The organism is Neptunomonas sp. (assembly GCF_016744175.1).
Taxonomy (GTDB): Bacteria; Pseudomonadota; Gammaproteobacteria; order Pseudomonadales; family Balneatricaceae; genus Neptunomonas.
Genome location: NZ_JADGEV010000004.1, coordinates 94089 through 120438 on the forward strand (window position 1 = coordinate 94089; position 26350 = coordinate 120438).

The 26350-nt window shown below is 41.0% G+C and carries 24 protein-coding genes and 1 pseudogene; 16 read left to right on the top strand and 9 right to left on the bottom strand.

Translation table 11 applies throughout. The annotated features are described in order from the left end of the window. Positions 1 to 352: pseudogene (locus QZZ55_RS02865) on the top strand (hypothetical protein); the annotation flags it as partial. Between the two features lie 67 nt (positions 353 to 419). Here the strand turns inward: QZZ55_RS02865 and QZZ55_RS02870 are convergent. Continuing rightward, complete coding sequence (locus QZZ55_RS02870; RefSeq protein ID WP_028470864.1) at positions 420 to 1076, bottom strand: 3-oxoacid CoA-transferase subunit B; 657 nt, start codon at positions 1074 to 1076, stop codon at positions 420 to 422. A gap of 13 nt (positions 1077 to 1089) precedes the next feature. Continuing rightward, a complete protein-coding gene (locus tag QZZ55_RS02875) occupies positions 1090 to 1788 on the bottom strand; it encodes a CoA transferase subunit A (protein WP_293265109.1) in 699 nt (232 codons plus the stop codon). Positions 1789 to 2184: 396 nt separating this feature from the next. Here QZZ55_RS02875 and QZZ55_RS02880 point away from each other — a divergent pair, with 396 nt between their 5' ends. Together QZZ55_RS02880 and QZZ55_RS02885 are read left to right on the top strand one after the other, a co-directional pair. After that, positions 2185 to 2454 (top strand): YiaA/YiaB family inner membrane protein, encoded by a 270-nt coding sequence (locus QZZ55_RS02880; protein ID WP_293265111.1) that lies wholly within the window; start codon positions 2185 to 2187, stop codon positions 2452 to 2454. 12 nt (positions 2455 to 2466) lie between these two features. Continuing rightward, a complete protein-coding gene (locus tag QZZ55_RS02885; RefSeq protein WP_293265113.1) occupies positions 2467 to 3171 on the top strand; it encodes a PspA/IM30 family protein in 705 nt (234 codons plus the stop codon). Between the two features lie 190 nt (positions 3172 to 3361). Here QZZ55_RS02885 and QZZ55_RS02890 read toward each other — a convergent pair whose 3' ends face one another. Then, positions 3362 to 4429, bottom strand: a complete 1068-nt coding sequence (locus QZZ55_RS02890) for a sensor domain-containing diguanylate cyclase (RefSeq protein WP_293265115.1) — start codon at positions 4427 to 4429, stop codon at positions 3362 to 3364. Between the two features lie 675 nt (positions 4430 to 5104). On the opposite strand from QZZ55_RS02890, the gene QZZ55_RS02895 reads away from it, so the two are divergent. Beyond that, positions 5105 to 5383, top strand: a complete 279-nt coding sequence (locus tag QZZ55_RS02895; protein ID WP_293265117.1) for a peptidylprolyl isomerase — start codon at positions 5105 to 5107, stop codon at positions 5381 to 5383. Positions 5384 to 5445: 62 nt separating this feature from the next. Here the strand turns inward: QZZ55_RS02895 and QZZ55_RS02900 are convergent, their stop codons facing one another. After that, positions 5446 to 5943 (bottom strand): DUF523 domain-containing protein, encoded by a 498-nt coding sequence (locus QZZ55_RS02900; RefSeq protein WP_293265119.1) that lies wholly within the window; start codon positions 5941 to 5943, stop codon positions 5446 to 5448. 394 nt (positions 5944 to 6337) lie between these two features. On the opposite strand from QZZ55_RS02900, the gene QZZ55_RS02905 reads away from it, so the two are divergent. Genes QZZ55_RS02905 through QZZ55_RS02925 form a run of 5 tightly spaced genes read left to right on the top strand, consistent with a single transcriptional unit; the run spans position 6338 to position 10866 of the window. Beyond that, positions 6338 to 7483 (top strand): CaiB/BaiF CoA-transferase family protein, encoded by a 1146-nt coding sequence (locus QZZ55_RS02905; RefSeq protein WP_293265121.1) that lies wholly within the window; start codon positions 6338 to 6340, stop codon positions 7481 to 7483. A gap of 54 nt (positions 7484 to 7537) precedes the next feature. Next, entirely contained in the window at positions 7538 to 9166 is a 1629-nt protein-coding gene (locus tag QZZ55_RS02910) for an AMP-binding protein (protein WP_293265123.1), read from the top strand. A gap of 33 nt (positions 9167 to 9199) precedes the next feature. Further along, on the top strand, positions 9200 to 9634 hold the full coding sequence (locus tag QZZ55_RS02915; protein WP_293265125.1) for a PaaI family thioesterase: 435 nt from the start codon (positions 9200 to 9202) through the stop codon (positions 9632 to 9634). Between the two features lie 16 nt (positions 9635 to 9650). After that, entirely contained in the window at positions 9651 to 10070 is a 420-nt protein-coding gene (locus QZZ55_RS02920; RefSeq protein WP_293265127.1) for a PaaI family thioesterase, read from the top strand. A 1-nt stretch (position 10071) separates the two neighbouring features. Further along, entirely contained in the window at positions 10072 to 10866 is a 795-nt protein-coding gene (locus QZZ55_RS02925) for an alpha/beta hydrolase (RefSeq protein ID WP_293265129.1), read from the top strand. A 25-nt stretch (positions 10867 to 10891) separates the two neighbouring features. Here the strand turns inward: QZZ55_RS02925 and QZZ55_RS02930 are convergent, their stop codons facing one another. After that, positions 10892 to 11506 carry a response regulator gene (locus QZZ55_RS02930; RefSeq protein ID WP_293265131.1) on the bottom strand — a complete coding sequence of 205 codons (615 nt, stop codon included), beginning with the start codon at positions 11504 to 11506 and terminating at the stop codon, positions 10892 to 10894. Further along, positions 11506 to 13026 carry a PAS domain-containing sensor histidine kinase gene (locus tag QZZ55_RS02935; protein ID WP_293265133.1) on the bottom strand — a complete coding sequence of 507 codons (1521 nt, stop codon included), beginning with the start codon at positions 13024 to 13026 and terminating at the stop codon, positions 11506 to 11508. Before QZZ55_RS02935 ends, QZZ55_RS02930 begins: the two co-directional genes overlap by 1 nt. 193 nt (positions 13027 to 13219) lie before the next feature. Here QZZ55_RS02935 and QZZ55_RS02940 point away from each other — a divergent pair, with 193 nt between their 5' ends. Further along, the gene (locus QZZ55_RS02940) at positions 13220 to 14854 is read left to right on the top strand and encodes an acyl-CoA synthetase (RefSeq protein WP_293265135.1); all 1635 of its coding nucleotides are present in this window, start codon (positions 13220 to 13222) and stop codon (positions 14852 to 14854) included. 150 nt (positions 14855 to 15004) lie between these two features. Then, positions 15005 to 16969 carry a bifunctional diguanylate cyclase/phosphodiesterase gene (locus QZZ55_RS02945; protein ID WP_293265137.1) on the top strand — a complete coding sequence of 655 codons (1965 nt, stop codon included), beginning with the start codon at positions 15005 to 15007 and terminating at the stop codon, positions 16967 to 16969. Positions 16970 to 16972: 3 nt separating this feature from the next. On the opposite strand, the gene QZZ55_RS02950 is transcribed toward QZZ55_RS02945, so the two are convergent. Then, positions 16973 to 17407: a MaoC family dehydratase gene (locus QZZ55_RS02950; protein WP_293265139.1), complete on the bottom strand. Its 435-nt coding sequence runs from the start codon at positions 17405 to 17407 to the stop codon at positions 16973 to 16975. A 172-nt stretch (positions 17408 to 17579) separates the two neighbouring features. Between QZZ55_RS02950 and QZZ55_RS02955 the strand changes: the two genes are divergently transcribed. The 4 genes from QZZ55_RS02955 to QZZ55_RS02970 all read left to right on the top strand — a co-directional run bounded on the left by QZZ55_RS02955 (position 17580) and on the right by QZZ55_RS02970 (position 23551). Then, on the top strand, positions 17580 to 19373 hold the full coding sequence (locus tag QZZ55_RS02955) for an acyl-CoA dehydrogenase (protein ID WP_293265141.1): 1794 nt from the start codon (positions 17580 to 17582) through the stop codon (positions 19371 to 19373). A 128-nt stretch (positions 19374 to 19501) separates the two neighbouring features. Further along, positions 19502 to 20695, top strand: coding sequence for an enoyl-ACP reductase FabV (fabV, locus tag QZZ55_RS02960; RefSeq protein WP_293265143.1), 1194 nt, complete (start codon positions 19502 to 19504; stop codon positions 20693 to 20695). Between the two features lie 108 nt (positions 20696 to 20803). Further along, the gene (locus tag QZZ55_RS02965) at positions 20804 to 21241 is read left to right on the top strand and encodes an META domain-containing protein (protein WP_293265145.1); all 438 of its coding nucleotides are present in this window, start codon (positions 20804 to 20806) and stop codon (positions 21239 to 21241) included. Between the two features lie 87 nt (positions 21242 to 21328). Beyond that, the gene (locus tag QZZ55_RS02970; protein ID WP_293265147.1) at positions 21329 to 23551 is read left to right on the top strand and encodes a YgiQ family radical SAM protein; all 2223 of its coding nucleotides are present in this window, start codon (positions 21329 to 21331) and stop codon (positions 23549 to 23551) included. A 119-nt stretch (positions 23552 to 23670) separates the two neighbouring features. On the opposite strand, the gene QZZ55_RS02975 is transcribed toward QZZ55_RS02970, so the two are convergent. Next, positions 23671 to 23955: an HlyU family transcriptional regulator gene (locus QZZ55_RS02975; protein WP_293265149.1), complete on the bottom strand. Its 285-nt coding sequence runs from the start codon at positions 23953 to 23955 to the stop codon at positions 23671 to 23673. A gap of 152 nt (positions 23956 to 24107) precedes the next feature. Between QZZ55_RS02975 and QZZ55_RS02980 the strand changes: the two genes are divergently transcribed. Further along, the gene (locus tag QZZ55_RS02980; protein ID WP_293265151.1) at positions 24108 to 25814 is read left to right on the top strand and encodes a GGDEF domain-containing protein; all 1707 of its coding nucleotides are present in this window, start codon (positions 24108 to 24110) and stop codon (positions 25812 to 25814) included. Here QZZ55_RS02980 and QZZ55_RS02985 read toward each other — a convergent pair. After that, on the bottom strand, positions 25804 to 26259 hold the full coding sequence (locus tag QZZ55_RS02985; protein ID WP_293265153.1) for an Lrp/AsnC family transcriptional regulator: 456 nt from the start codon (positions 26257 to 26259) through the stop codon (positions 25804 to 25806). The genes QZZ55_RS02980 and QZZ55_RS02985 overlap by 11 nt on opposite strands. Between the last annotated feature and the right edge of the window lie 91 nt (positions 26260 to 26350).

Sequence of the window (26350 nt, forward strand, 5' to 3'; positions counted from 1 at the left end):
GGCTATGCTGGTTGGAGCTGAAGTCAAAGCAAGCCTTGATAAATGGGCTGAAGCATGGGCTAATCAAGATATTGCCGCGTATTTAGATTTTTATGTTCCCGGTTATAAATCTAAATATGACAATCATAAACAATGGGCTAAACAAAGAACGCGTCGTATAAAGAACGCAAAGCAGATACAAATAGTGCTTGATAATATAGAAGTTATTTCTAATGACGTCATTTATGTGCAAGTGAATTTCAGACAAAAATACAGCGCTTCAAATTACAGCGATATAAGCAATAAGTACATGGAGTTGGTTAAGGTTAAAGGTGGCTGGAAAATCATTAAAGAGATGAGTAAAGTTCTCTAAAAAAGCCCGAACTTGGCACATGCGAAGTTCGGGCAAAGCGCTATATCAGTAATTTAGGGCAGCGCTCTTAGAAAACCATTTCAGGGACATGATCAGGCACAATCATTTTCCCTTCAGTTTTTGAAACAATCTCTTCTACAGAAACACCAGGTGCTCTTTCTTTCAAGATAAAAGCACCGTCTTCAATTTCTATGTAAGCAAGATCGGTTAACACTTTCTTAATGCATCCTGCACCCGTTAAAGGTAGAGAGCACTTAGTTAAAAGTTTAGACTCCCCATGCTTTGATGCATGCGTCATGGTTACAATAATATTGTCAGCACCGGCGACTAAATCCATTGCTCCGCCCATGCCTTTAATGAGCTTACCCGGAATCATGTATGAGGCGATGTTGCCTGAAGTATCCACTTCAAATGCACCTAATACGGTTAAATCTACGTGCCCGCCACGGATCATGGCAAAAGACTCTGCTGAAGAAAATATTGATGCACCAGTAACAGTCGTGACTGTTTGTTTACCGGCATTGATCATATCGGCATCAATTTCGTCTTCTGTTGGGAATTGGCCCATTCCAAGGAGACCATTCTCAGACTGCAGCATAACTTCCATCCCCTCAGGAACGTAATTTGCTACGAGAGTAGGAATGCCTATACCCAAGTTTACATAAAAGCCGTCCTGCAGTTCGCGGGCGACACGGATTGCAATTTGTTCACGTGTTAATGCCATCTTTAAAACCCTCTTACGTACGGACAGTGCGTTGTTCAATGCGTTTTTCGAAAGTGCCTACTATGAGACGATCAACATAGATGCCCGGTGTGTGGATATGAGCAGGGTCTAATTCACCTGGCTCTACAATTTCTTCCACTTCCACTACAGTGATTTTCCCGGCAGTTGCGGCCATTGGGTTAAAGTTTTGGGCGGTATGGCGATAGACGACATTGCCGAATTTGTCTGCCTTCCAGCCTTTAACAATAGCGAAATCGCCGGTAATCGATTCTTCAAGAATATAGTTACGTCCGTTGAATTCACGAACATCTTTACCCTCAGCAACAGGTGTTCCATATCCAGTAGCGGTATAAAAAGCAGGGATACCAGCTCCACCAGCACGCATTTTTTCAGCGAGGGTACCTTGTGGTGTTAGTTCAACTTCTAACTCACCTGCTAATAACTGCTTCATGAATAAGGCATTTTCGCCAACGTAAGAGGAAACCATTTTTTTAACCTGACGATCTTCTAATAAGACTCCAAGGCCAAAGCCATCAACACCGCAGTTGTTGGAAACAATAGTTAAGTCTTTAGTGCCCATCTTTTTTACTTGAGCAATCAAGTTTTCAGGAATACCGCAAAGACCAAAACCACCAGCGATGACTGTCATGCCATCCTTGAGTCCTGCCATTGCTTCTTCGTAGCTGTTTACTACCTTATTAAAACCCGACATTGAACATCTCCATGCCTTGTAGCTTTTTGTTATTCGGCCTGTCTAATAGGTCGCCCTAGGGCAAAGACAGAAATTTAGTCTGTTGAGTGTCTAATACTACGTTATATAAATCCAATGAATTTAATGGAAGGATTGATGAAGATTTTTTATTAATAAGGTATTTTCTCTTTTGGAGATGTAGATAAGCGATGGAAGAAGAGTGTAAAAATAGTCATGCGAAAAATGTTGAAATGGCTAGCTGCCTAATATTAGGTATGGCGTAAATAAAAATTCTTACATTAGGTTTATCTATCTACCCCAAAGGTATTGCCTAATACACCTTTTCGGTTTCACCTTCTCGTTTAAAAGCAATTCGTTAATGCTTGGTGTTCTTATTTAATACACGGAGTTGTAACAATGAAAGATCATGAAATTCAAAGCATATCTGATGGCTGGTTGTTTTATGTAAAAGCCAGTTTTGCCATTGCTATTGTGGCTGTTGTTGCGGGTATCGTTTTAGTGCCCGGTAGCTTTTTAATTAAAGGCTATTTTGCATTAAGTTCATTATTTCTTATCAGCTCAACAATCACATTATCTAAAACGATGCGTGACCAGCACGAAGCTAAGCGACTTATTAATAAGGTTAGCGAAGCCAGAACTACCAAAATGATTAACGAAATGACGTAGTAAGGGAGCATCATGGGAATATTTAATAAATTGGCTACCCTGGCTAGGGGTGCTGCAAGAGAATCTGCCGAAGTATTACTCGACGCAAATGCAGTTCGTGTTTTTGAGCAAGAAATAGTTGATGTAGAGCAGTCAATTCTACAGCGTAAGCAAGCGATGAGTGAAGTTATAGTGGCTCATAGCCAAATTAATAGAGAAATAGAATCACTTAACAAGATTATTCTAAAGCGAGAAGATCAGGCTAAAGTATTGCTTGAGGATAATGCCGATAATGATTTACTAGATGAAATTGCGTCTGATATTCTCCAGTATGAAGAGATGTATAGTCATCTTGAAGAGCAGCGCAAGGGCATGGATAAACGTATCCAGATAATGAAAACTGCTTTGCGAAAAGCATTAAGTGAAGTAACTCAGTACCGTAGGGATTTACGTCTTGCGAAAGCGCAGCAAATTAGCCTTAGTGGTTTAGCTAAGGCAAATAATTTGCCGAAGCAACTCAGTGAACTAGAGTGTACTCGGCGACATGTTATGTCGCTACAGGTTGGCGATGACGACCAAGAAAATGCTTGGGTTGAGATGGAAAACTGTCTGGACCCTCATGGTCAAAATCAGCGATATCAAAAGCTCAATAAGGCAGACCATGATAGAAAGAAGGCATTGATATTACGTCGACTTGGAGGTAAAGAAAAAACACACGTAAAGCAACCATCAAGTTAATCTATACTCATCATTGTATTGATTTACACTTAATCTAGCAGATGCGCATTTTTGAAAGGTGTCTGCTGGTTTTATTTTAGATGCACAGTCTAGAATTAATTAAGCGTAATATCTAACGTTACCACCAATTAACAATCCTGCGAAAACACTAGCATTAGGCTTATGAGAAACTCCTTCATAGGGGGATGATTCAACATTGGTAGATAGTGCGGTTTTTACCGAGTTTTTTTGCTTCGTATAATGCTACGTCAGCTCGACTAAATATAGCTTGGGCATCATCACCCATTTTGTACTCTGTGACACCAATGCTTACAGTCACCAGAGTGTCTGTAGCCGAAAAAATATGCTTGTACACCTTTTCTCTTATTCGGTCTGCAAGATTAATCGCGCTTGTGTAGTCGGTAGAGGGTAAAATAAGGGCGAACTCATCGCCGCCATAGCGATAAGCGGAGTCATTTATACGAAGGCAATCTATTATCAATTTGCCGAATATAGCCAAGATACTGTTCCCTATTAAATGACCATGTGTGTCATTTAAAATTTTGAAGTTATCAAGATCAAGGAAGCAAAGTGAGAAGCTGTGGGAGTATCGTTTTGAGTTTTCTAAGGCCTCTTCAATTTTGTCTGCAAAGTGTCGAGAGTTTTTTAACCCAGTTAGCGCGTCAGTAATGCTTAGTTGTTGGTAGATGCGTTCTCGTTCTATCAGCTCTAATTCAGCTTTTTTACGTGCACTGATATTAGTCAGTGTTTCAATTGCTCCGATAATATTGCCTTTGCTATTAAGAAGGCTTGCTGCAGTAAAGTGCAACCATTCTCCCTGCTCGCCGCATTCAGGAAAAAAATCTTCTGCTTCATATGATTCGGGAATAAGCCCAGATGCCTTGTATTTTCCTCTATAGTGACGTTCGATTGCCTCATCATGACCACCTTCGACAATAAGGTCCGCTAGGCAGGGACGAGAGGTGCTGTAAAAAGGTTTCCATTGTTTAGTAGTACCAATCATATCTTCTCGCTTTAAACCAGACAAAGATTCAAGCGCTTTATTCCAGAACAAAATGATATGATCATTACTAATAACAAAGGTAGGAAATGCTATTCTATCTAAGACTTGTGCCAGAATCGTTGGGTCAATGTCGACAGCCCACTCGATAGGCTGTTTGCTGTTTAGTTCTTTGGCTTTTTGTTTTGGGAAACGTAAGATTTTTCGTAACCTAGATACTGCGCGATAAATATAAATAGTAAGTAATGGCTTTCCCATTCAGTAACTCCTCGATTATATTTTTTCTACTAAAAAGATAGCAAGATTGAAACTCTGGCATTATCTCGTTCGTCATTTTTTCATATTCGCACATAGTTAAAATTTCCTTGTTTTATCAGTGTGTAGGTATACAAAAAACACGTAGACCTTTTTAAAATATTCATTATGCAAGCGTATTTCTGCAAACCATCCTTAGGAAGTTACCATTGTGCAACCAGTAACTGCTTTGTAATATTGTCGACAATTAATTGGTTATTTGAAATTATATGCCAAAATATCCCTGTGTATACACTACTATTGTATATTATTGTTGACAGTTTAAGGGATGTCTTTTGTTGAATTCTATTTGCTCGCTGTGTCTCATTGACTTAATATTCCTTTTGTCCATTGCTTGTAGTCGTGAGTTCTAGCTTCAGGGAAGGGTAAGGTCATGATTTTTACTGTTAGATTTAGCGTTGATAGGTGAGCTTCACTTAATTAACAGTTAAAGGTTAGTGTTATGGAAGGTTAACTATCATAAATAAGAATGTTCTATCAAAATTAGTATTCAGGTAAGTAACTGGGAAGGAAAGAAGACCTGAGTGTATTTAATTTATTATAATGATTAAGATTTATAGAAATTTATTGTTATAAAAGTACAAAATATATTTTTTAGTAAGTTTTGGGAAAATAACAATGGCAAGAGCAGGCGCGCGTCATATTTTAGTGAAAACTAAAGAAGAAGCTGAGTTGTTAAAAAAAAAATTGGCTAAAGGGGCAGATTTTGCTTCTCTTGCGAAAAAGCACTCGATATGCAATTCAGCAAAAAAAGGAGGGGATTTGGGGGAGTTTTCACCTGGGGCTATGTTAAAAGCGTTTGATAATGTCGTGTTTAAGAAAGCGTTGTTAACAGTTCATGGCCCCTTGAAAACCAAATTTGGGTTTCATTTAATCGAAACAATTTATCGTGACTAGGGTGGTGTTTTGAGTGTTTAGACAAAAAGGCTAATAGTAGTACTGTTAGCCTTTAACGGGTTTTAGCGTTCTTCTGGGTGGATTTCTTCAGGATCATCTTGCATTTCAATAAACTGAATGAGCTGATCTATTTCTCGTTCATTAAAAACAGGAATACCATGACGCTGGAGTTCAAAGGCGGTAACGCCGCTGCCTGGGGTGATGGTTCCATTAAACTCCCCATTATAGATTTCTCGGTTTCCACACGATGGGCTTCGGCTTTTAAGTAAAGCGCAACATACGCCTTCTTCTTTCGCTTTATCTACTGCTAGTTCTGCACCATGCAAAAATTGAGGTGTGACATCTTCACCCTTTATATCAACCACCATAACGGGGTGTCGTGATGTTATTTCCGCGGGTAAGCGTGGGGTAGGTAAACCTCCGGCCATTTCTGGGCAAAAATGAACAATACGTCCTTCATTAAGCCATTCAGTGAGCTGCGGGTGTTCGAGCAAGCTGTGTTGGCCATCGTATCTAACTTTATGACCTAAAAAGCAGGCACTCACGAGTATTTTTTTCATTCTTATAAGTTCTCGAGTTTGTCTGCGCGCATTCTAACGACTCTAGCTTAGAGATCAACGTTATAAGTGTATTAAACTGCGCTTTATCAAAGAAAAGTATAATTCTCTATATTCTTTAGTATTAACAAGAATATATTTTACGCATGCCTCTGTTTTAAAAGGTTTTTATTATTTTCTTTACGTATACGTAAGGGAAAGTGTGAATAGTTCTTTACGTTTATATGATTTGACGATATAAAATTAGGGGTTAACACTTAAAGGAAGGTACTCATAATGCCTTACATTAGTGTAATTGACGTGGATATATATGCTGTTTACATCCATAAAAATAATAATGAATAGCCACGGATTCTTCTCGTGAGGTATTCACTGTCTTAGGATAGGGATTAGTTTGATGCAACCACTTGAAGGTTTAAAAGTACTCGATTTTTCAACGTTATTACCCGGGCCTTATGCCACGATGCTCATCGCTGATATGGGTGCTGATGTTCTCCGTGTTGAATCACCATCGCGTCCTGATTTAGTTCGGTTAATGGAGCCTCAAATTGGAGGGCAATCAGCCGCTTTTGAATACCTCAACAGAGGAAAACGTTCACTAGCGATTAACCTTAAAAAACCTGAAAGTTTGGATATCATTCATTCATTATTAGAAAATTATGACATTGTCGTTGAACAATTCCGTCCTGGTGTAATGTCCCGTTTAGGTTTGGGTTATGAAAGTCTTTCTAAAATAAACCCTCGTGTTATTTATTGTTCCATCACAGGGTATGGACAGTCAGGTCCCTACAAAGATCGAGCAGGGCATGACATTAATTATCTTGCACTGAGTGGTATTTCAGCATCTTCAGGTAAAAAGGACAGTGGACCGTTGTTGTCTGGTGTTCAAATTGCAGATGTGGCAGCAGGATCTCAGCCCGCTGTCATGGCAATTCTTGCAGCAGTCATTCAGCGCTCCTACAGTGGCAAGGGGCAATATATTGATATTGCTATGAGTGACCAGTGCATGGCACTACAGCCACTCATGATGCCGAGTGTAGTCAATGGAGATGCCCCCATAAATGCAGAAGGGCATTTTCTAAACGGTGCCGGCTTATACGATTACTATTTAACGTCGGATGATCGTTACATGGCTGTTGGTAGTTTAGAACCGCAATTTAGAAAAGTGCTGCTTGAGGTGGTAGGGCATCCGGAGTGGATGAAGGATGATGATGCTTACTTAAAAACACGCCTTGCTGAACTCTTCGCTAAAAAAACTCAATCTTATTGGAGTGAGTGTTTTATCAATGTTGATGCTTGTGTTGAACCTGTTTTAGCAATGGATGAAGCGATTGTGCACCCGCATGCTGTTGCACGAAAGCTTATTGTGAAAAATCCTTCAGGTGTTAAACAAATTAAGCCAACACCTCTGTTATCAGGAATGGTTACTGACGACGTTGAATCGGCTCCTTTATGCGGACAAAATAACGAAGAAATTCTTGAAAATTTAGGTTATAGCCGTGAGGAAATATCAGACTTTTCCGCTGCAGGACTATTTTCATGAACAGGTATTAGATACGCAAATACTCTTCAAAAGAACGATAATAAGAGAAGAATAATGAGAAGCAAAGACTACCAGTCTTTTTATGACAGCTTTACTCCAGCATTCATCGAAGAGAAGCTAATAGGCAATCTTGGAGATGGTTTTAATGTATGTGAAGAAGTATGTGACCGCTGGGCAGCTTCTGACCGTGTTGGGTTATTCTATGAAGGTCTAAATTCCTCTTCGAGCCAACATACGTATGAAGAGTTACAATCTGAATCAGCTAAGTTTGCTAACTTCTTACACGCTCAGGGTATTAGAAAAGGTGACCGAGTTGCTGCTCTGTTATCGAGAACGCCCGATTTAATGATCGTGATTCTGGGTACTTTACGCGCAGGCGCTGTGTACCAGCCTCTTTTTACAGAGTTTACCTCAGGTGCTATCGCTTATCGCCTAAGCACGGCGGATACCAAACTAATTGTTACCGATGCTAACAATCGAAGTAAATTAGATTCAGTCAAACATTGCCCTACAATTTTAATGACGGGAGCGGCAAGAGAAGGAGATATGTCATTTTCTGCTGAGCTTTCAAGGCAATCAGACATATTTGAGCCGGTGCGCATTAGTGCTCATGAGCCATTCTTACAAATGTTTACATCCGGAACTGTAGGTAAAGCTAAGGGCGTGGCCGTTCCTGCTCGCGCGATTCTATCTTTCTACGTGTATATGAAATATGCCATTGGCTTACGCTCCGACGATGCATATTGGAATGTGGCGGACCCTGGTTGGGCCTATGGATTGTATTATTCGGTTATTGGCCCATTGTTGCTCGGTAATGGTACTCATTTTAATGAAAACTTTGTTACCCCTGAATCTACTTTTAAAATGATCCGTAAATACGGGATTACAAATTTTTCTGCTTCCCCCACTATTTATCGAATGCTCATGGCTAATGACAGGACATTGGCTGAGCATGGGTGTTTAGAGCTTCGTGTAGCGAGTAGTGCGGGTGAGCCTCTTAATCCCGCATTGAATGCTTGGTCTAAGCGTCGTTTGGGATGTTCTGTAATGGATCACTATGGTCAGACCGAAACGGGTATGTCGTGTTGTAATTATATTGATATTAAGCAGCCTTGTTTTCGCACTGGATCAATGGGGTTCTCTTTGCCAGGGCACAGGATGGTAGTGTTAGATACGCATTATGAAGAAGTTAATAAGCATGAGTTTGGGCAGCTCGCAGTGGATGTTAAACAGTCTCCACTGTTCTTTTTCCAAGGGTATACATGGAATGAAAAACAGCCCTTTAAAGGGCGTTATTATTTGACGGGAGATGTTGCTGTTAGTCACGGAGATGGAAGCTACTCTTTCGTTGGGCGAGATGACGATATCATTACAACCGCTGGCTATCGTGTAGGGCCTACTAATATAGAAAGTTCATTGTTAGAGCATGAAGCGGTGGCCGAATCGGGTGTTATCGGCAAGCCAAATACTTCTTATGGTGCAATTATCAAGGCTTATGTCGTGCTTAAGCAACATTTTAAACCTTCCCTCGAATTGGAAAGAGACTTAAAGCAGATAGTTTGCGAGTGCTTATCATCTCACCACTTGCCCTGTGAAATTGAGTTTTTTAGCGAACTTCCTAAAACGGCAAGTGGAAAAATTCAGCGTTTCATACTGCGTAATCATGCACGCGATGAGATTTAATGTGAACTGTTGGTTACAAGTTAGGAGAACAGTATGAGTCCTTCATTTATTGAAGCCAAGCGAGTTTTTGACAGCGCCCCTTTCATCACATCATTGGGATGCCATCTAGATAAGTTAGATAAGGGCGTTTGTCACAGCCACATAGGACTAAATAAGATGCATCAGCAGCAGGATGGCTACGTGCATGCAGGAGTACAAGCAACATTAGCAGATCACACAGCAGGAACTGCCGCCGTTACTTTAATAGAAGAAGGGCAGCGAGTACTAACAGCTGAATTCAAAATAAATTTATTACGTGCAGCTCAGGGAGGGCAGCTAATTTGTCGTAGTAGTGTACTGAAGCCGGGAAGAATGTTGATTATTGCTGAGTCTGAAATATACACAAAGAAAGTAGGTAGTGGAGATGATGATAGCTCTCTAGTTTTAGTAGCCAAAGCTACAGTCACATTAGCTGTTACCAATAAATAAACAGCGGGGCCCTTTAATGACACAAGTAATGAATTTTGATGAGATGCAAGCCTTCTTAGCTGAACAGTTCCCACAAGGTGATCAGTATGGAGTACTGGAAAACTTAGGTGATGGTTGGGCAGAAATGCGCCTACCTATTGATGAGCAACACTTGCGTCCTGGAGGAACCGTGTCAGGTCCTGCAATGATGGCGTTAGCTGATGTGGCTATGTATGCCGCATTACTCAGTCGAATAGGGCCTGTTGCATTAGCCGTTACTATCAATTTGAATATTAATTTTCTACGTCGCCCAAAAGCTGACATGGACATTATAGCAAGAGCTGAAACATTAAAGGTCGGCAAACGACTTGGTGTAGGGGAAGTGTATATCACCTCTCGGGGTGAAAATGACCCGGTAGCACATGTCACCCTTACTTATTCAATTCCGGAGCAGTAACATGACAGTGTTTTGGAGTAACCAGTTATTGGAGATGGGTCACGGGGTAACGCTTTCAATCCGCCTTGGTAAGCATGTAGAGTCGCATTCAGACCGGCCAACGTTGATTCTTCTACATGAAGCGCTAGGTTGTATTGCCATGTGGAAAGATATTCCTGAGCAGCTTGCGGCTGAAACAGGATGTGATGTTGTCGTTTATGAGCGTCAAGGATATGGTCTATCTTCAACGATAACCTTGCCTAGAGATGATGACTACCTAGTTGAAGAGGGAGAGGTATGGTTACCTCGATTGGTCGATAAGTTAGAACTAAATTCCGTTATCCTCATCGGTCATAGTGATGGTGGATCTGTTGCTTTGATTGGTGCTGCTACCTTGGCGAGTAAAGTAAAAGGGGTAGTGACTGAAGCTGCACATATATATATAGATCATCTGACGACTGCGGGTATAAAAGAGGCTGTTGAGCGTTATAAAAATTCCAACTTGAAAGATAAGCTTGCAAGATACCATGGAGAGCGAACTGATCTACTGTTCCGAGCTTGGCATGAAACATGGTTAAGGAAACGTAAGTTTCCTATGAATTTTCGACCATGGTTGTCTCGTATAGAATGTCCTGCACTCATTATTCAGGGGCAGGATGATTGCTATGGTGTTCCGGAGCAAGTAAGTGATATTTGCAAAGGAATTGGGGCAAGGGCAGAGCCGCTTTTCTTGCCAAAGTGTGGTCATGTTCCACACTTTGAGGCAAGAGAAAGCATGATCTCTGCCGTTGTTGATTTTGTGAGTGACAATAGCTAAAAACTAACGCTCAAGTGGTAATGATCTAAGCAACATTAAGACGATTCGCCTGTTGAACAAGATCAGGTAAGCTTGATGCTCTCATCTTGCTCATTACTCGTGCCCGATGAACCTCAACAGTTTTCGGGCTAATGCCTAATGTCTCAGCAATTTCGCGATTAGATTTACCACTGACAACTAACGCCATGACCTCTTTCTCACGTTTGCTAAGAGAGTCATAATTTGTACGGGACTGAGTGAGGGCGATATTATCTTTAAACATCTCAGTAGCACGCTGTAGGCCAAGTTCAACAAGCCTTAATAATACTTCATCATCGAATGGCTTTTCGATGAAGTCTAGTGCCCCGTTTTTCATAGCATTGACAGCCATGGGTATATCACCGTGGCCACTAATGACGATAATCGGAAGTTTAATTCCTCGCTCAATCATAATTTGCTGGAGGGCTAATCCATTGATTTCAGGCATACGCACATCAAGGAGCATACAGCCCATATCGCCATCATATCGATTTAAGAAATCTTGAGCAGAATTAAATCCGATCACATGAAAATTATCGGATTCAAGTAACCACTTCATTGAATCTCTAAAGTCATTATCATCATCAACGATAAATACTGTACCACTTGCTCTTTGAGTCATTAACTTGTCCTTACCGGAACTTTAAAATGAAATTGAGTACCGTTTTTTCCATCACTTTCAGCCCATAGTTGTCCGCCATGAGTTTCAATAATTGTTTGTGAAATCGCCAAGCCCATTCCTAAACCTGTCGATTTAGACGTGATAAAAGGTTCAAAAAGTGTTTCTAGTCCCTGTTCTGAAATTCCGTTACCTTCATCTTTAACAGAAATATAAATATATCCATTTGTGTGCTTGGTTGTAATAATCACTGGTCGGTATGTTTTCTCACACTCGTTATAAGCTTCAATAGCATTACGTACTAAATTTAATAATACCTGTTCAATTTGAATTTTGTCAGCCAGAAGCTGCGGATCTTCAGGGTCTAATTCAAAATTAAAGGTAATATTATAGTCGCTTGCTTCTTGATTAAGGAAGCCAATTACATCGACACAAGAATCATTTACAAAGAATTCCACTCTTTGGAACTCTGTTCTTTTTACAAAGCTACGCATTCGTTTAACTATTTCTGCTGCGCGTTTTGCTTGTTTAGTGATCAGTTGCATTGAGTGTGCTATTTGAGGGAGATTCGATTCAGAAGAGCCTTCTTCAAGACGTCTTAAACTGCCTCTACAATAATTAAGAATCGCTGCCAGTGGCTGATTAATTTCATGGGCAAGCCCTGTTGCCATTTCACCCACAGAAAGTAAGCGAGACATATGGGCCATCTCAAGCTGCTGGCGTTTTGCGTTTTCTTCTGCGCGGCGCTTTAGCGTAATATCACGACCAATAATTGAGTAATATTCAACCTGCATGTTTTCCGTGCTATTTCGGTGTGCAATTACTTCTCGAATTTCGGCCGTTCTATTGTGGTTTTCAGGCATTTTTATAGGCACACTTCCGTACCAGGTGCCGTGTTGGGCTGCGTGGTTTAGAGCATCTTGAACCAATGTATTAAAAATATCATCTTCAAATATTTGGTCGAGATAGAAAACGACTAAATTTTCTTTTTCACTGCCAAGAGTCCTATAAGCAGACTCGTTTAAGTAGGTGAGTTGCATAGATTCATGATTGCAAAACATAATCAAATCGCTTGATGCCTCAACAACACGGGCCAAGCGGCGTATGGCTTTTTGAGCCATTTCTCGTTCGGTAACATCACGTGAAACACAGATAATTTCGACGGGAACGCCTTCATTATCGCGAATGGTTTTGCTCGTTGTTTCTAGCCATATATAGTGTCCTTCTTTATGCCGGTATCTGTAAGTATTGGTGTACATTCCTCGGCGATAGTGAACACTTTCTGCTCTTTTTAATAAATTATCGGCATCTTCTGGGTGGAAAAGATCATAGCCTTTCATGCCAATTATCTCTTCTACGGTGTAGCCTAAAACACCTTCTACAGCAGGATTTACATCAATATAAACCCATTCAGAAGTGGCTGTGTGTCGAGAGATCATGTCCGTAGATTGTTCTGCGAGTAAACGGTATCTATCAGCTTCTTCCCGATACTTTCTAAGGTCATGTGGGCTGCTTTCGTGCATATTTATCTCTTGGTTTGTATATGCTGCGTATATGACTGAATATAGTATGACTTTAGGCTAGGTTGTGTAATAAGGGAAATTGCGTATCATTAATCGATGATAGGGGTTTATGCTTATCTTTAGTTGAATTAATGCATTGATGAAGCGGTAAATTTTTAAGTGTATCTAACTCACAGAGAGTAAAGGGAAAATAATGTCAAACAATAACCACAATCCTTACATTATGGGTCTTGATAAGAATGAAGCTAATTATTCTGCATTGAGCCCTTTATCTTTCATACAGCGTTCTGCGAGTGTTTACCCAAACCATTTAGCTGTTGTTCACCAAGACACAAGGCGAACGTGGTCAGAGACTTATAAGCGTACCGTTAAACTAGCAAGCGCACTGACAAAAAATGGGATTAAGAAAGGCGAGACTGTTGCCTTTATGGCGCCTAATATCCCCGAACTTTTTGAAGCACATTTTGGTGTGCCAATGGCTGGCGCTGTTCTTAATGCATTAAACACCCGTCTGGACGCTGAAGCACTTGCCTTTATTCTCCAGCATGGCGAAGCCAAAATTATTTTTGTTGATCGTGAATTTTCCGAAGTGATCTCTCGTGCAGTAAAAATGATTCAGCATAAACCTGTCGTTATTGATATTGATGATTTGTATTATGAAGGTGGTGAGCTGATAGGCTCAATGGACTATGAAGCTTTTATTTCACAAGGTGACGAAAACTTTAACTGGTCTTTGCCTGAAGACGAATGGGATGCGATAACCTTAAATTATACTTCAGGCACAACGGGCAACCCTAAAGGTGTGGTTTATCATCATCGTGGCGCTTACTTAAATGCTGTCAGTAACCTGATTTCATGGAATATGGGTTCTCATCCTTCTTACCTGTGGACACTACCAATGTTCCATTGTAACGGGTGGTGCTTTCCTTGGGGGCTTGCTGCTTGTGCCGGTATTAGCGTTTGTCTACGGCATGTTCGCGCTGACGATATCTATGATGCTATTCGTAAAGATAAAGTTAATCACTTTTGCGGTGCGCCGATCGTTTTGAATATGCTGAATAATGCACCTGATGAAATGAAAGCAGATATTCATCATGAAGTTAAAGTAATGACAGCTGGGGCACCGCCTCCGGCATCTGTTATTCAAGGCATGGAAGAAATGGGCTTTAACGTGACTCATGTATATGGATTGACTGAAACTTATGGACCGTCAGTGGTTTGTGCGTGGCATGATGAGTGGGATGAAAAAACCATAGAAGAGAAATCTCGCCTGAAGTCACGACAGGGCGTTAAAGTGCCTATGCAGGAAGACTTAATGGTGGCTCACCCTGAAACACTTGAGCCAGTACCACAAGATGGTACCACCATTGGTGAGATATTCATGCGTGGAAACCTAGTGATGAAAGGCTATTTGAAAAACCCATCGACAACAGATGAGGCTTTTGAGGGTGGTTGGTTACACTCGGGTGACTTAGCGGTATGGCATGCTGATGGATATATTGATATTAAAGATCGCTCTAAAGATATCATTATTTCTGGTGGAGAGAACATCTCTAGTGTTGAGGTTGAAGACGTACTTTATCGTCACCGCTCTATCATGGAGGCGGCCGTTGTCGCGCAACAAGATGAGAAGTGGGGGGAAGTGCCGTGTGCTTTTGTAAAGGTTAAGGAAGGCGAAGAAATTACCGCCGAAGAAGTCATCGCTTTTTGTCGAGATAATATGGCGCGATTTAAAGCGCCAAAGAAAATTGTCTTTGGTGATCTTCCTAAAACATCAACGGGGAAAATTCAAAAGTTCTTATTACGGGATCAAGCAAACGAGAAGTAATTCTCGGTAGTTTTAAAAAACGACCTTCGGGTCGTTTTTTTTGGCTTATAATTAGATATTGATAGAGCGGATTACTCATTTTTAATGGTATAGCATGTCTGCGGCTATCTCTTTTTTGCAATAATTTGTTTAATTCTGAGGGTGTATTCCTTGCTAACTGAAGATTCACTTGTCGCCTTAAAATCATTACAGAACCCAATTTGGGTATATGATATTGAGTGTTTCAGGATTCGCTGGGCAAACGACCAAGCATTGATTTTTTGGGAAGCTGAGACTGAAAAAGAGCTATACAAGCGTGATTTTCAGAAAAATATGTCCGAAGCGATATATGCACTACTGAGCAATAATTTAATTGAATATGGTCGTGGGCATGAACATACTCAATGGTGGACGTTGTTTCCAAACAACAAGCGAAAAGAGATCTACTGTCATTACTCTGGCGTCAAATTAAATGATGGCCGTATTGCCATGTTGGCTCAAGTGGTTGTTACTCGTGAGTTACTTGAAACGGAACTGTCACTGCACTTATCAACTACAACTGTTTCTCTATGGGATGATAAAGGCTGTCTTAAAAGCGTCAATCCAATGTTTACTGATTTGTATGGGGAGTCACTTAAACATTTTCATGAGCTATTTTTTTCTGTTCGACAGGCAGATGAAATTTGGAAAGAAACGTTTGAAAGTGGAGAGTATGAGGCGGAGCTTTTCTTGCCAACGCCATTCGGTGAACAGTGGCATTACCTTAACCTAAGGGTCAACCAAGGTGCCCATGGAAGTGTGTTGGTGGTTCGACAGTTTGATATTACAGAGCGTAAACAGCGTGAATTACACCATAAGCACCTAGCGCTAGTTGATCCGCTTACACAATTAAAAAACAGGTACGGAATTCTCCAGCAGCTGGAAGGTTTCGCTGAGAAAGGCCTGTCCTTCAGCTTGTTCTTTATCGATTTAGATAACTTTAAAACAATCAACGATTACTATGGCCATGATCAAGGAGATAAATTACTAAGAGCATTATCCGATCGGCTACAGTTTCGCTTTTCTAGTGCGTTAAGCATTGCCAGACTTGGCGGCGATGAATTTTTATTAGTTGAAGCTGGCGATGTTGAATTAGAGCTTGTTGCTAACAAACTTATTTCGGCTATATCTGAATCATTTAATTTAGAAGAGCTTGGTGATATACGAGTCACTGCCAGTATAGGCATCGCTAGTTTTCCTGCGGATGGGGAAAGTGTCGATGCAATTTTGAGGCATGCTGATGCAGCGATGTATGAAGCGAAAGAAAGCGGGAAAAGTACCTTTGTTTACTTCAACCAAAAGTTATCAAATGGTATTCAACGTCGCCATCAGATGCGGCAGCTTCTTGAAAAAGCAATCGCTCATCATGAGTTTCGGGTCATCTATCAGCCTGTAATAAATACAGAAATGGGAAAAGTGGCAGGTATTGAGGCGTTACTGCAATGGGATAGTCCTGAGCTTGGTATTATCAAGCCTTCAGAGTATATGCCGGTAGCGGAAGAAAATGGCATGACCGGCTTGCTTGAATGTTATCTGTTGGATCAGTCTTGTGAGCAGTTAGGAAGTTGGATTGAAGTGTCTGATTATAAGAACAATTCATTGTTTTTAGTGATAAGTGTTTCTATACGACAGCTGAGTTGTCATGAGTTTATTTCATCTGTTAGCACATTATTAAGTGACCAAGGTATTGATCCTACTACTGTAATGTTACAAGTGAGTGGAGCTCAATCTTTAGATAATAAATTGGTGACTCAAGGCTTAGTACAGTTACGAAAATTGGGGCTTAAGATCATGCTTTCAGACTTTTGTGCGCAAAGTTCATCATTAGCATTTCTATATCGCTTACCTATTACACATGTAAAGCTTGATAAGAAAACTGTCGGGGCGTTAGAACAAGGGGCTCTGCCTGTTATTCAGGCCATAATCGATATGGCACAAAAGATGAATATAGATGTTGTTGCATCAGGGGTATCGGACCAAACGCAGAGTGACTTATTAAAAGAGAATGGATGTTATTTATGCCAAGGGACGGTGTTCTCAGAGAGTGATGAGGCCAAAAATAGAGAAATATCTGGCCTCAGGCGTGTTCAATTCTGAGAGTTAAACAGCTTCTTTACGATCGACCATAAAAGTGGCAGATCCTGTCGCGACAAGTTTTTCACCAACATGAACGTCAGTCTTTGCTGTCACGCGGCGGCGCTTCTGGTCAATTTCAGTAATCGTTAGTGTTGCTTTGGCAGTGTCACCAATAAATACAGGTGCACGGAATTTTATTTGTTGGTCAATATAAATTGCACCAGGACCCGGTAAGCGCGTGCCCGCAACTGTTGAAATAAGGGCTGCACTGAACATTCCGTGGACGATTCTTTTTTCAAAAGGCGTTGTTTTTGCGTATTCGTCATTAATGTGGATAGGGTTGTTATCGCCTGATATGCCTGCAAACATGTATACGTCTGATTCAGAAATGGTTTTAGCATAAAAGTCGCTCATACCTACTTCTAGGTCTTCTAGATAATAACCGTGAAGGTCCTGCATTTTTCATCTCCAAAATAGTTGTTGAGTAAAAATATCCCTCTAATCCAAAGTATTAGGGGAAATTATTAGTGATTTAAAATTCTATGATAGAATAAGTGAATTCCCTGATCGGAGCGAGTAGTACGCTTCAATTAAATGGTCTCCTAACTTGGCTACAGAGAGAAGATGAGATATGGCTGATTATAAAGCTCCGGTAAAAGACATGCAGTTTATTCTGGAAAATATTTCCCGCATGCCTCAATTAGCACAACTTGCTACTTTTGAAGATGCGACTCCTGATATGGTTAGCGCTATTCTTGAAGAAGCGGGTAGGGTGTCAGCAGAAGTTATAGCACCCACAAATACGGTAGGAGATGAGCAGGGTGTTAAGCTTGAAGACGGTACGGTAAAAATTCCTGATGGTTTTGCGCAAGCGTACCAGCAATACGCTGAGGGCGGCTGGGGGTCTTTACAATTTGATCCTGAATACGGTGGACAAGGTTTGCCTTATTCTTTATCTACATCAGTTATGGAGATGTGGCAGTCCGCTAATATGTCTTGGGGTTTGTGTCCGCTATTAAGCCAAGGCGCTGTAGAAGCTTTGTATTTAAATGGTAGCGATGAACTAAAGAATTTGTATCTTCCAAAAATGATTAGCGGTGAATGGACAGGCACTATGAATCTGACTGAACCAGGTGCCGGTTCGGATTTATCTGCAATACGTAGCAAAGCAATTCCAGAAGGTGATCACTATCTAATAAGTGGCCAGAAAATCTTCATCACATGGGGCGACCATGAGATGGCGGATAACATTATTCATTTAGTATTAGCTCGCCTTCCTGATGCTCCCGCAGGTGTTCGTGGCATTTCGTTATTCTTAGTTCCTAAGTTTTTAGTAAATGAGAATGGCGACTTGGGCAAACGTAACGATGTCGAAGCTGCTTCTTTGGAGCATAAACTGGGTATCCATGCTAGCCCGACATGTGTCATGGCGTTTGGAGAAAATACGGGTGCCATAGGCTATTTAATAGGTGAAGCCGGGAAGGGCCTTGCTTGCATGTTCACCATGATGAATAACGCACGCTTAGCGGTTGGTTTACAAGGTGTCGCTATTTCTGAACGTGCTTACCAGCAAGCACTTTGGTATGCAGGTGATCGAACACAAGGTAAAGCTGTGGGCTTCCAAGAAGACGGGCCTATTTTACGCCATGCGGATATTCGTCGTATGTTAATGACTATGAAATCATTTACTGAAGCGGGTCGCTCATTGGCATATGATGCATGTGCTAGTCTAGATTTTTCTCATGCACTTGAAGATAAATCAATAGCAGCGAAAGAGAAGGCACGTGCAGCATATTTGACACCTATCGTTAAAGGCTGGTGCACTGAAGTGGCTCAAGAAGTAACTTCATTGGGTGTGCAAGTCCATGGAGGGATGGGCTTTATAGAAGAAACAGGAGCGGCGCAGCATTTTCGTGATGCACGTATCTTGCCTATCTATGAAGGGACTAACAGCATTCAGGCTTTAGATCTTGTCGGACGAAAAACATTATCTGACCACGGATCTGCTGCAGAGTCTGTTATGGATGAGATATCAGCAACGCTGGTAGAAGCGCGTGAATCAGCACGTTTTAGAGACAGTGCTGAAAAAATCCAATGTGCTTTAGATGTCGTAAAAACGGTTACGAAGCAGTTACTGTCTGACTCTGCAGATGACAAGTACTTCTCGGGAGCCGTCGCATATAACTACATGATGATGATGGGTACATTATGTGGCGGATGGCAGTTGTTGCGTGGTGGCTTAGCAGCTGAAAGCAAACAGGGGCAAGGTGAAAGTGACCCTTACCTTGAAGCTAAACAACTTACCGCTTTGTTCTATATGGACCAAGTATTGCCACGATACGTAAGTTATTCATCAATGGTTACCACGGGTAGTAAAGCAATTATGGCCTTTACAGATGAGCATTTAGAATCGGCCTTTAGCTAATTGAAAATGCTTTTATAGAACAAAGCAAACACCCGCTAGTGCGGGTGTTTTGCTATCCAATACTGCCGAAATCGGGTAAGGTGTCGCATAGAATATTTCCAATAAATTGAAAGGGATTATTGCCAGTCATGATCATTACACCAAAGATCCGTGGTTTCATTTGTACTACGTCTCACCCTACGGGTTGTGCTCAGAATGTGCGAGAGCAGATTGAGTTTGTTAAGCAGAAAGGCCAGATAGAAAATGGGCCTAAACGCGTTTTGGTAGTTGGGTCGTCCAGTGGTTATGGATTATCTTCTCGTATTGAAGCAGCATTTGGTTCAGGCGCTGCAACGATTGGTGTTTTCTTCGAGAAGCCAGCAACAGAGAAAAAAACAGGGACAGCAGGTTGGTATAACGCTGCAGCCTTTGAGCAACAAGCTATCGAAGCAGGCTTATACTCAAAAAGCATTAATGGTGATGCGTTCTCTCATGATGCCAAAAAGAAAACAATTGAGTTGATTAAAGAAGATTTGGGTCAAATCGATCTCATTGTTTACTCATTAGCTTCACCTGTTCGTAAAATGCCAGAAACTGGCGAAGTAGTGCGCTCAGTGCTTAAACCTATTGGTGAGTCGTATAAATCCACCGCTATTGATACGAATAAAGACATCATTATCAATGCAGAGATTGAGCCTGCTAGCGAAGAAGAGATAGCCAATACCGTCACCGTTATGGGCGGCGAAGATTGGGAGCTATGGGTTCATGCGTTAAATGATGCCGGTGTGTTAGCTGATGGTTGTAAAACCGTTGCCTATAGCTACATTGGTACTGAAATTACGTGGCCCATTTATTGGGATGGCGCACTTGGTAAGGCAAAACAAGACCTTGATCGTGCGGCGGGAGAGTTAAACACGCTATTGTCTGCTAATGGCGGACAAGCAAATGTCGGTGTTCTTAAGTCTGTAGTTACTCAGGCCAGTTCAGCTATCCCGGTCATGCCTTTGTACCTATCAATGGTTTTTAAAATCATGAAGGAGAAAGGGCTTCATGAAGGGTGCATGGATCAAGTCGACCGTCTGTTCCGGACAGGACTGTATGGCGATTCTGGTGCAATAGATGATAACAACCGCTTCCGTATGGATGATTGGGAGCTACGTGACGATGTACAAAACCCTTGTATGAACCTTTGGGAACAAGTAACAACAGAGAATCTATTTGATTTAACAGATTATGCTGATTATAAAAAAGAATTTCTGAAACTATTTGGATTTTCAGTTAAAGGCGTCGATTATGACGCCGATATTAGTTCTGTAGTTGATTTTAACGTTATTGATTTGTAATAGTTTTCATCATCAAATAAACCCTGCCTAGTGCAGGGTTTTTTATTGCGATTAAAAAAAAATAGGCTATATTGTTTATGCGTAACTCATAAGGATAGGGTTAATAAAATGCTAAGGATTATAGGTTTAATTGTTGTTTCTTTTATCTGTGCAGGGTGCCAAAGTAACCCTTCAGTTCCAATTGGTAATGTATCAGTGACGGGAGATCCAATCGCTTCTCTGAAAGCGACGTCATGGTCTGTTAAAACCGTTGCCGGACGAGGCCTCATGGAGTATCTGACATTGACGCTGACGTTTGATAACGAGGTAGAGCTCACCGGTTTTTCAGGCTGTAATTGGTTTAAAGGTCATTACAAAATCACGAGCTCTCAACTTGAGGTAGAGGCGTTATCTTCTACAAAAAAATACTGTTCCAAAGTAATAATGTACCAGGAACATTTATTATTAAAAGAACTGTCTAAGCCACTTACGTTGTCTCAGAAAAATAATAAAGTGATCCAATTAATAAATAATAAGGGCAAAGTAACGAGTTTGATGATGCAATAATTTCATCTAGAATATTTTATATTACTAGGCTGGCTGTTAGATTTCTGGGATAATTGTGGGTTAACCCAACAAGATTTCTATTATTCCATGATAAGAACAGCTCCCGACCTTTTTTCACATACTCCCTATTGGGCCGAGTGTTTCGGTTCCGCTCCTTTTTTCCCAACTACCCGCCAAGAAATGGAAACACTAGGCTGGGATAGCTGTGATGTGATTTTAATCACAGGTGATGCCTATGTTGACCATCCCAGTTTTGGCATGGCCGTTATGGGGCGGGTTTTGGAGGCACAAGGCTTTCGCGTTGGTATTATTGCTCAGCCTGATTGGCGCTCAACTCATGACTTTAATGAACTTGGTCGTCCTAATCTGTATTTTGGGGTGACGGCTGGGAACATGGACTCAATGATCAACCGTTATACGGCTGATTTGCGTGTACGTCACGATGATGCTTACACACCAAGCGGTGCTGAAGGAAAACGGCCTGACCGAGCTGTCATTGTTTATTCTCAACGCTGTCGTGAATTGTACAAAGATGTTCCTCTTGTTATTGGCGGAATTGAAGCCAGTTTGCGTCGTATTGCTCAATATGATTATTGGAGTAATAAAGTTCGCCGCTCTGTGCTGGTCGATTCTGGTGCTGATATTCTTCTCTATGGTAATGCCGAACGTGCCATCGTGGATTTAACTCATCGCCTTGCTGCCGGTGAGCCAATACAAGATATAAATAATTTACGTGGTACGGTTGTCGTGCGTGAATTTGTTCCTGAAGGTTACATTGAAGTCGACTCGACTCGTGTTGATTGGCCAGGACATATAGATGATTTCCAGAACCCGTATGAATATATTGCTGAACCATCAAAATGCGCCTCAGATAAAGCGAAAAGTGACCCGCAAGAAGTCATGCCCCTGAGGATTATTCCTGAGCCTCTTAAAGGCAAGCAAAGGCTAGACAGTAATAAAACTTATATCCGTTTACCATCATTAGAAAAAGTTACTAAAGACCCAGTGTTGTACGCACATGCGTCTAGAATTTTGCATTTAGAATCTAATCCTCACAATGCAAAAGCATTAGTGCAGCGAGATGGAAAGCGAGAAATTTGGGCTAATCCGCCGCCAATTCCGCTTGAGACCTCTGAGATGGATGCGGTTTTTGGGTTGCCTTATCAGCGTATTCCGCATCCAAAATATGGCGACCAAAAAATACCGGCATATGACATGATTCGGTTCTCGATTAATATCATGCGTGGCTGCTTTGGCGGTTGCACTTTTTGTTCAATTACGGAGCATGAAGGGCGTGTGATTCAAAGTCGGTCACAAGAATCGGTTATTAAAGAAATTGAGGATATACGCGACAGAGTACCAGGTTTTACCGGTATGATTTCAGACTTGGGTGGCCCTACCTCTAATATGTACCACCTTAACTGTAATGATGCTGAGATACAGGCATCGTGTCGTAAGTTGTCATGCGTTTATCCTGTGATCTGTAAAAACCTGAAAACGGATCATAGCGAAACAACACAGCTATACCGTAAAGCACGAGCACTCAAAGGCGTTCATACGGTGGCTATTGCTTCAGGTCTTCGATATGACCTGGCTGTAGAAGACCCAGAATATGTAAAAGAACTCGTAACTCATCATGTTGGCGGCTATCTAAAAATTGCACCGGAGCATAGTGAAGAGGGGACGCTTACAAAAATGATGAAACCGGGCATGGGCACTTATGACCGGTTCAAGAAGATGTTCGATAAATACTCGAAAGAAGCCGGTAAAAAGCAGTATCTGATCCCATATTTCATAGCCGCTCATCCGGGTTGTGAAGATGAAGATATGTTGAATCTTGCTTTGTGGCTAAAAGAGCATCAGTTTAGAGTAGATCAGGTTCAGACTTTTTATCCATCCCCCATGGCATTAGCTACGGCCATGTACCACTCTGGTCGCAACCCATTGAAAAAAGTGAGTTATAAGAGTGAGAAACTCTACATACCTCGCGAGCTTGAACAGCGAAGATCTCAAAAGTCATTGTTACGTTATCATGATGCAGATAACTGGCCACGCCTGCGTGAAGTGTTAGAAAAAATGGGTCGTGGGGACTTAATAGGTAATGCTGATTGGCAGCTAGTACCTGCAGAAGAAAAAGTACGTAATTTGCGTGCTAGTGGGGCCCATAAGAAAGCCGCGTTAGCGAAGAAAGATGCTGTAACAATGAAACAGAAGCTTTCAAACCGTCCAACGGCTACTGCGCGTAAAAAAGCTGCAGGGAAAACAAACAAGAAAGTTAATAAGCAGCGCAGTGTTAAAAAAGGAGGGTAAGCAATTCATCTAAGAGGGTTGTGATAGACAGCCCTCCTTGTTGTTATGAATTTTCATCGATACTGTATGAGCGCGTAAATTCAACATATTAAAAATACACGGATGTATTTTTAATAAATCTAATTAAAAATATTATCTCCTTGTTGGTCAATCATTAGCTTTGCTTTACGAAACGTTTCTTTTACACAAAGTTCAGACGTTGGCAGAACATCAGCTCGAATAAAGGTGTGCTTTTTATCTTCCCCTTTTTCTATGAAGCCACTGATGCGAAATTGTGCGCCTTCTGCTGCTGGTGAAGCAGATAACAGGTAGCCTTTGTACTCTTCTTGTGATGTTGTTGTAGGTGAGGTTACTGGATCACTTTCTGCAGTAAAGATGCCCAGTAGTGATTTTAACAAGCCCATTACTGCTCCTATTAAGAATTGGTAGTGCTATTTAAAAGATAACTCTACCAGAAATGCAAAGCGAACAAAGTAAAATAGTAGTGCAATTTTTTCTCTCTGCTATGCTGATAAGTACAATTGGCTTTGTTCATGTAATATTAAGGATGATGAGCGTGTATCAATTTATAACTTTTAAGATTAGCCGCCAAGTAGCTAGTGTAGTTACAGTTATGGTTTTGTTTTTCCCCCTTGGGCTGCAGGCGAAAGCGAAAGCAGAGCTAACTACTGTAACTCTTCAGTTGCATTGGAACCACCAATTTCAATTCGCAGGGTATTATGCAGCGTTGGAAAAAGGTTTTTATAAAGATGTAGGGCTAAGCGTTAATATAAAAGATGGAGGGTATGATAGTAGTGGGCATGCGGTTGTTCCTGAAGCCGAAGTGCTATTTGATAGGGCTCAGTTTGGCTCTACTCGCACTGATTTGTTAATAAACCATGGGCAAGGCCTTCCATTTGTTGTTTTAGCAAACATCATGCAACACTCCCCATACACCTTTTTAACCACTGACCAATATGATTTGAAGCGTTTAGAAAGCATCGGTACCACACGTCCTATTTCACTTAATTTACCAGGTGAGGGAAATCAGCGGACAGATGTTGAGGCTATTGCTGCATTAAAAGTGGCAGGTATAAATTTAAAAGGACTCAATAATCATTTTCCTACCTGGGAATTGAATGATCTTTTAACAGGCAAAACTCAACTCATTCCAGCCTATAGTACTGACGAATCCTATTTCGTTAAAAAAGCTGGACATATCCCTGTTCATATTGAGCCTAGATCCTATGGGGTAGATTTTTATGGCGACTTATTATTTACGCGCCAAAACATGTTGGATAATCACCCCGAAACGGTACAAAAATTTCGTGCCGCCAGTTTAAAGGGGTGGAAATATGCAATGGAGAATACCGAAGAAATTGCTGAGCTCATTGTGGCCAAATACAAAACAAGAAATAACTTTTATGATAAAAACTTCCTTATTTATGAAGCAGAGCAAATAAAAAAACTAATGAATCCTGATGTAATTGAAATTGGATATATCAACAAAGAGCGCTGGGGGAAAATAGCAGATACATATCGTTCTTTAGGATTAATCGACCAATATGACCTGGATAAATTTCTCTATAAACAGTTCGAAAGTGAGGATTTATGGACAGTGTATAAGCACTGGATTCAGCTGCTTATTATTCCATTTGTAATAGCTGTGGGTGTTAGTTGGTATCTATTTTCTTTAACCACCAAGCTACAAAAAGAGATTGCTAAGCGCCGAATAGCTGAGAAAAGCCTGAAAATACAAGCTGAACTAGATAGCTTAACGGGTATTAGCAATCGCTATGTGTTTCAGCAAAGCTTGGAAAAAGAATTTGATCGAGCCCGTCGATATCATCAGCCATTCTCATTAATGATTATGGATATTGATCTATTTAAAGAGGTAAATGACAAGTACGGACACCAAGCTGGAGATGAGGTTTTACGTTCCCTCGCGAGTGTTACTCAAGGCTTACTACGCAATACCGATTTATTTGCACGTTATGGTGGAGAAGAATTTGTTGTGTTGTTGCCCAATACGTCTTTGAAGGAAACGCTGAACCTAGCTAAGCGCATTCTATATGCAAATCGACATAATGCTGTTCTATTTAATGGTTTAAGCATCCGTTACACGATTAGCATTGGTGTCACTGAGATTCTAGATACAGATAAGGTAGTGGAAGATCTCTTTAAGCGTAGCGATGATTTACTTTATGATGCCAAAGATGCTGGGCGAGACTGTATAAGATTGAGCAATGAGAAAAAAGAAAAACTAGAAGCTGTTAGTACTTAATCGGTAATGATGTTGACGTTTTAACGGCACGAATAGCGAAATTGCTTTGTATGTCTTTAACAATAGGAAGGCGCTGGAGTGTTTTAAGCCACGCTTCGTAATTCAACAAGTCTGATACCACTACTTCAAGACGATAATCAGATGCGCCAGAAACAACAAAGCAACTGATGACATTATCCATCGCTAAAATGGCGCACTCAAACTGCACGCTAGCCTCATCACGATGATTATCAAGGCTGACATCAACAAAAACAGTCATACCTAACCCGACTCGTTGGCGATCAAGTGCAGCATAGTAGCCTGTAATGACACCATCCTCTTCAAGTTTTTTCACTCTTCTTAGACAAGGTGAAGGCGACAGGTCAATTTTATCCGCGAGATCTACATTACTGAGACGACCATCTTCTTGAAGCAGTGAGACAATTTTTCGATCTGATTTATCCATTATTGAAATGTTCTTTAAGTTTGGTGGGTGATATTGATATTTTATGCTAATTATTGATTAATTCAAGGTGTAAATAGCAAGGACATGCGGG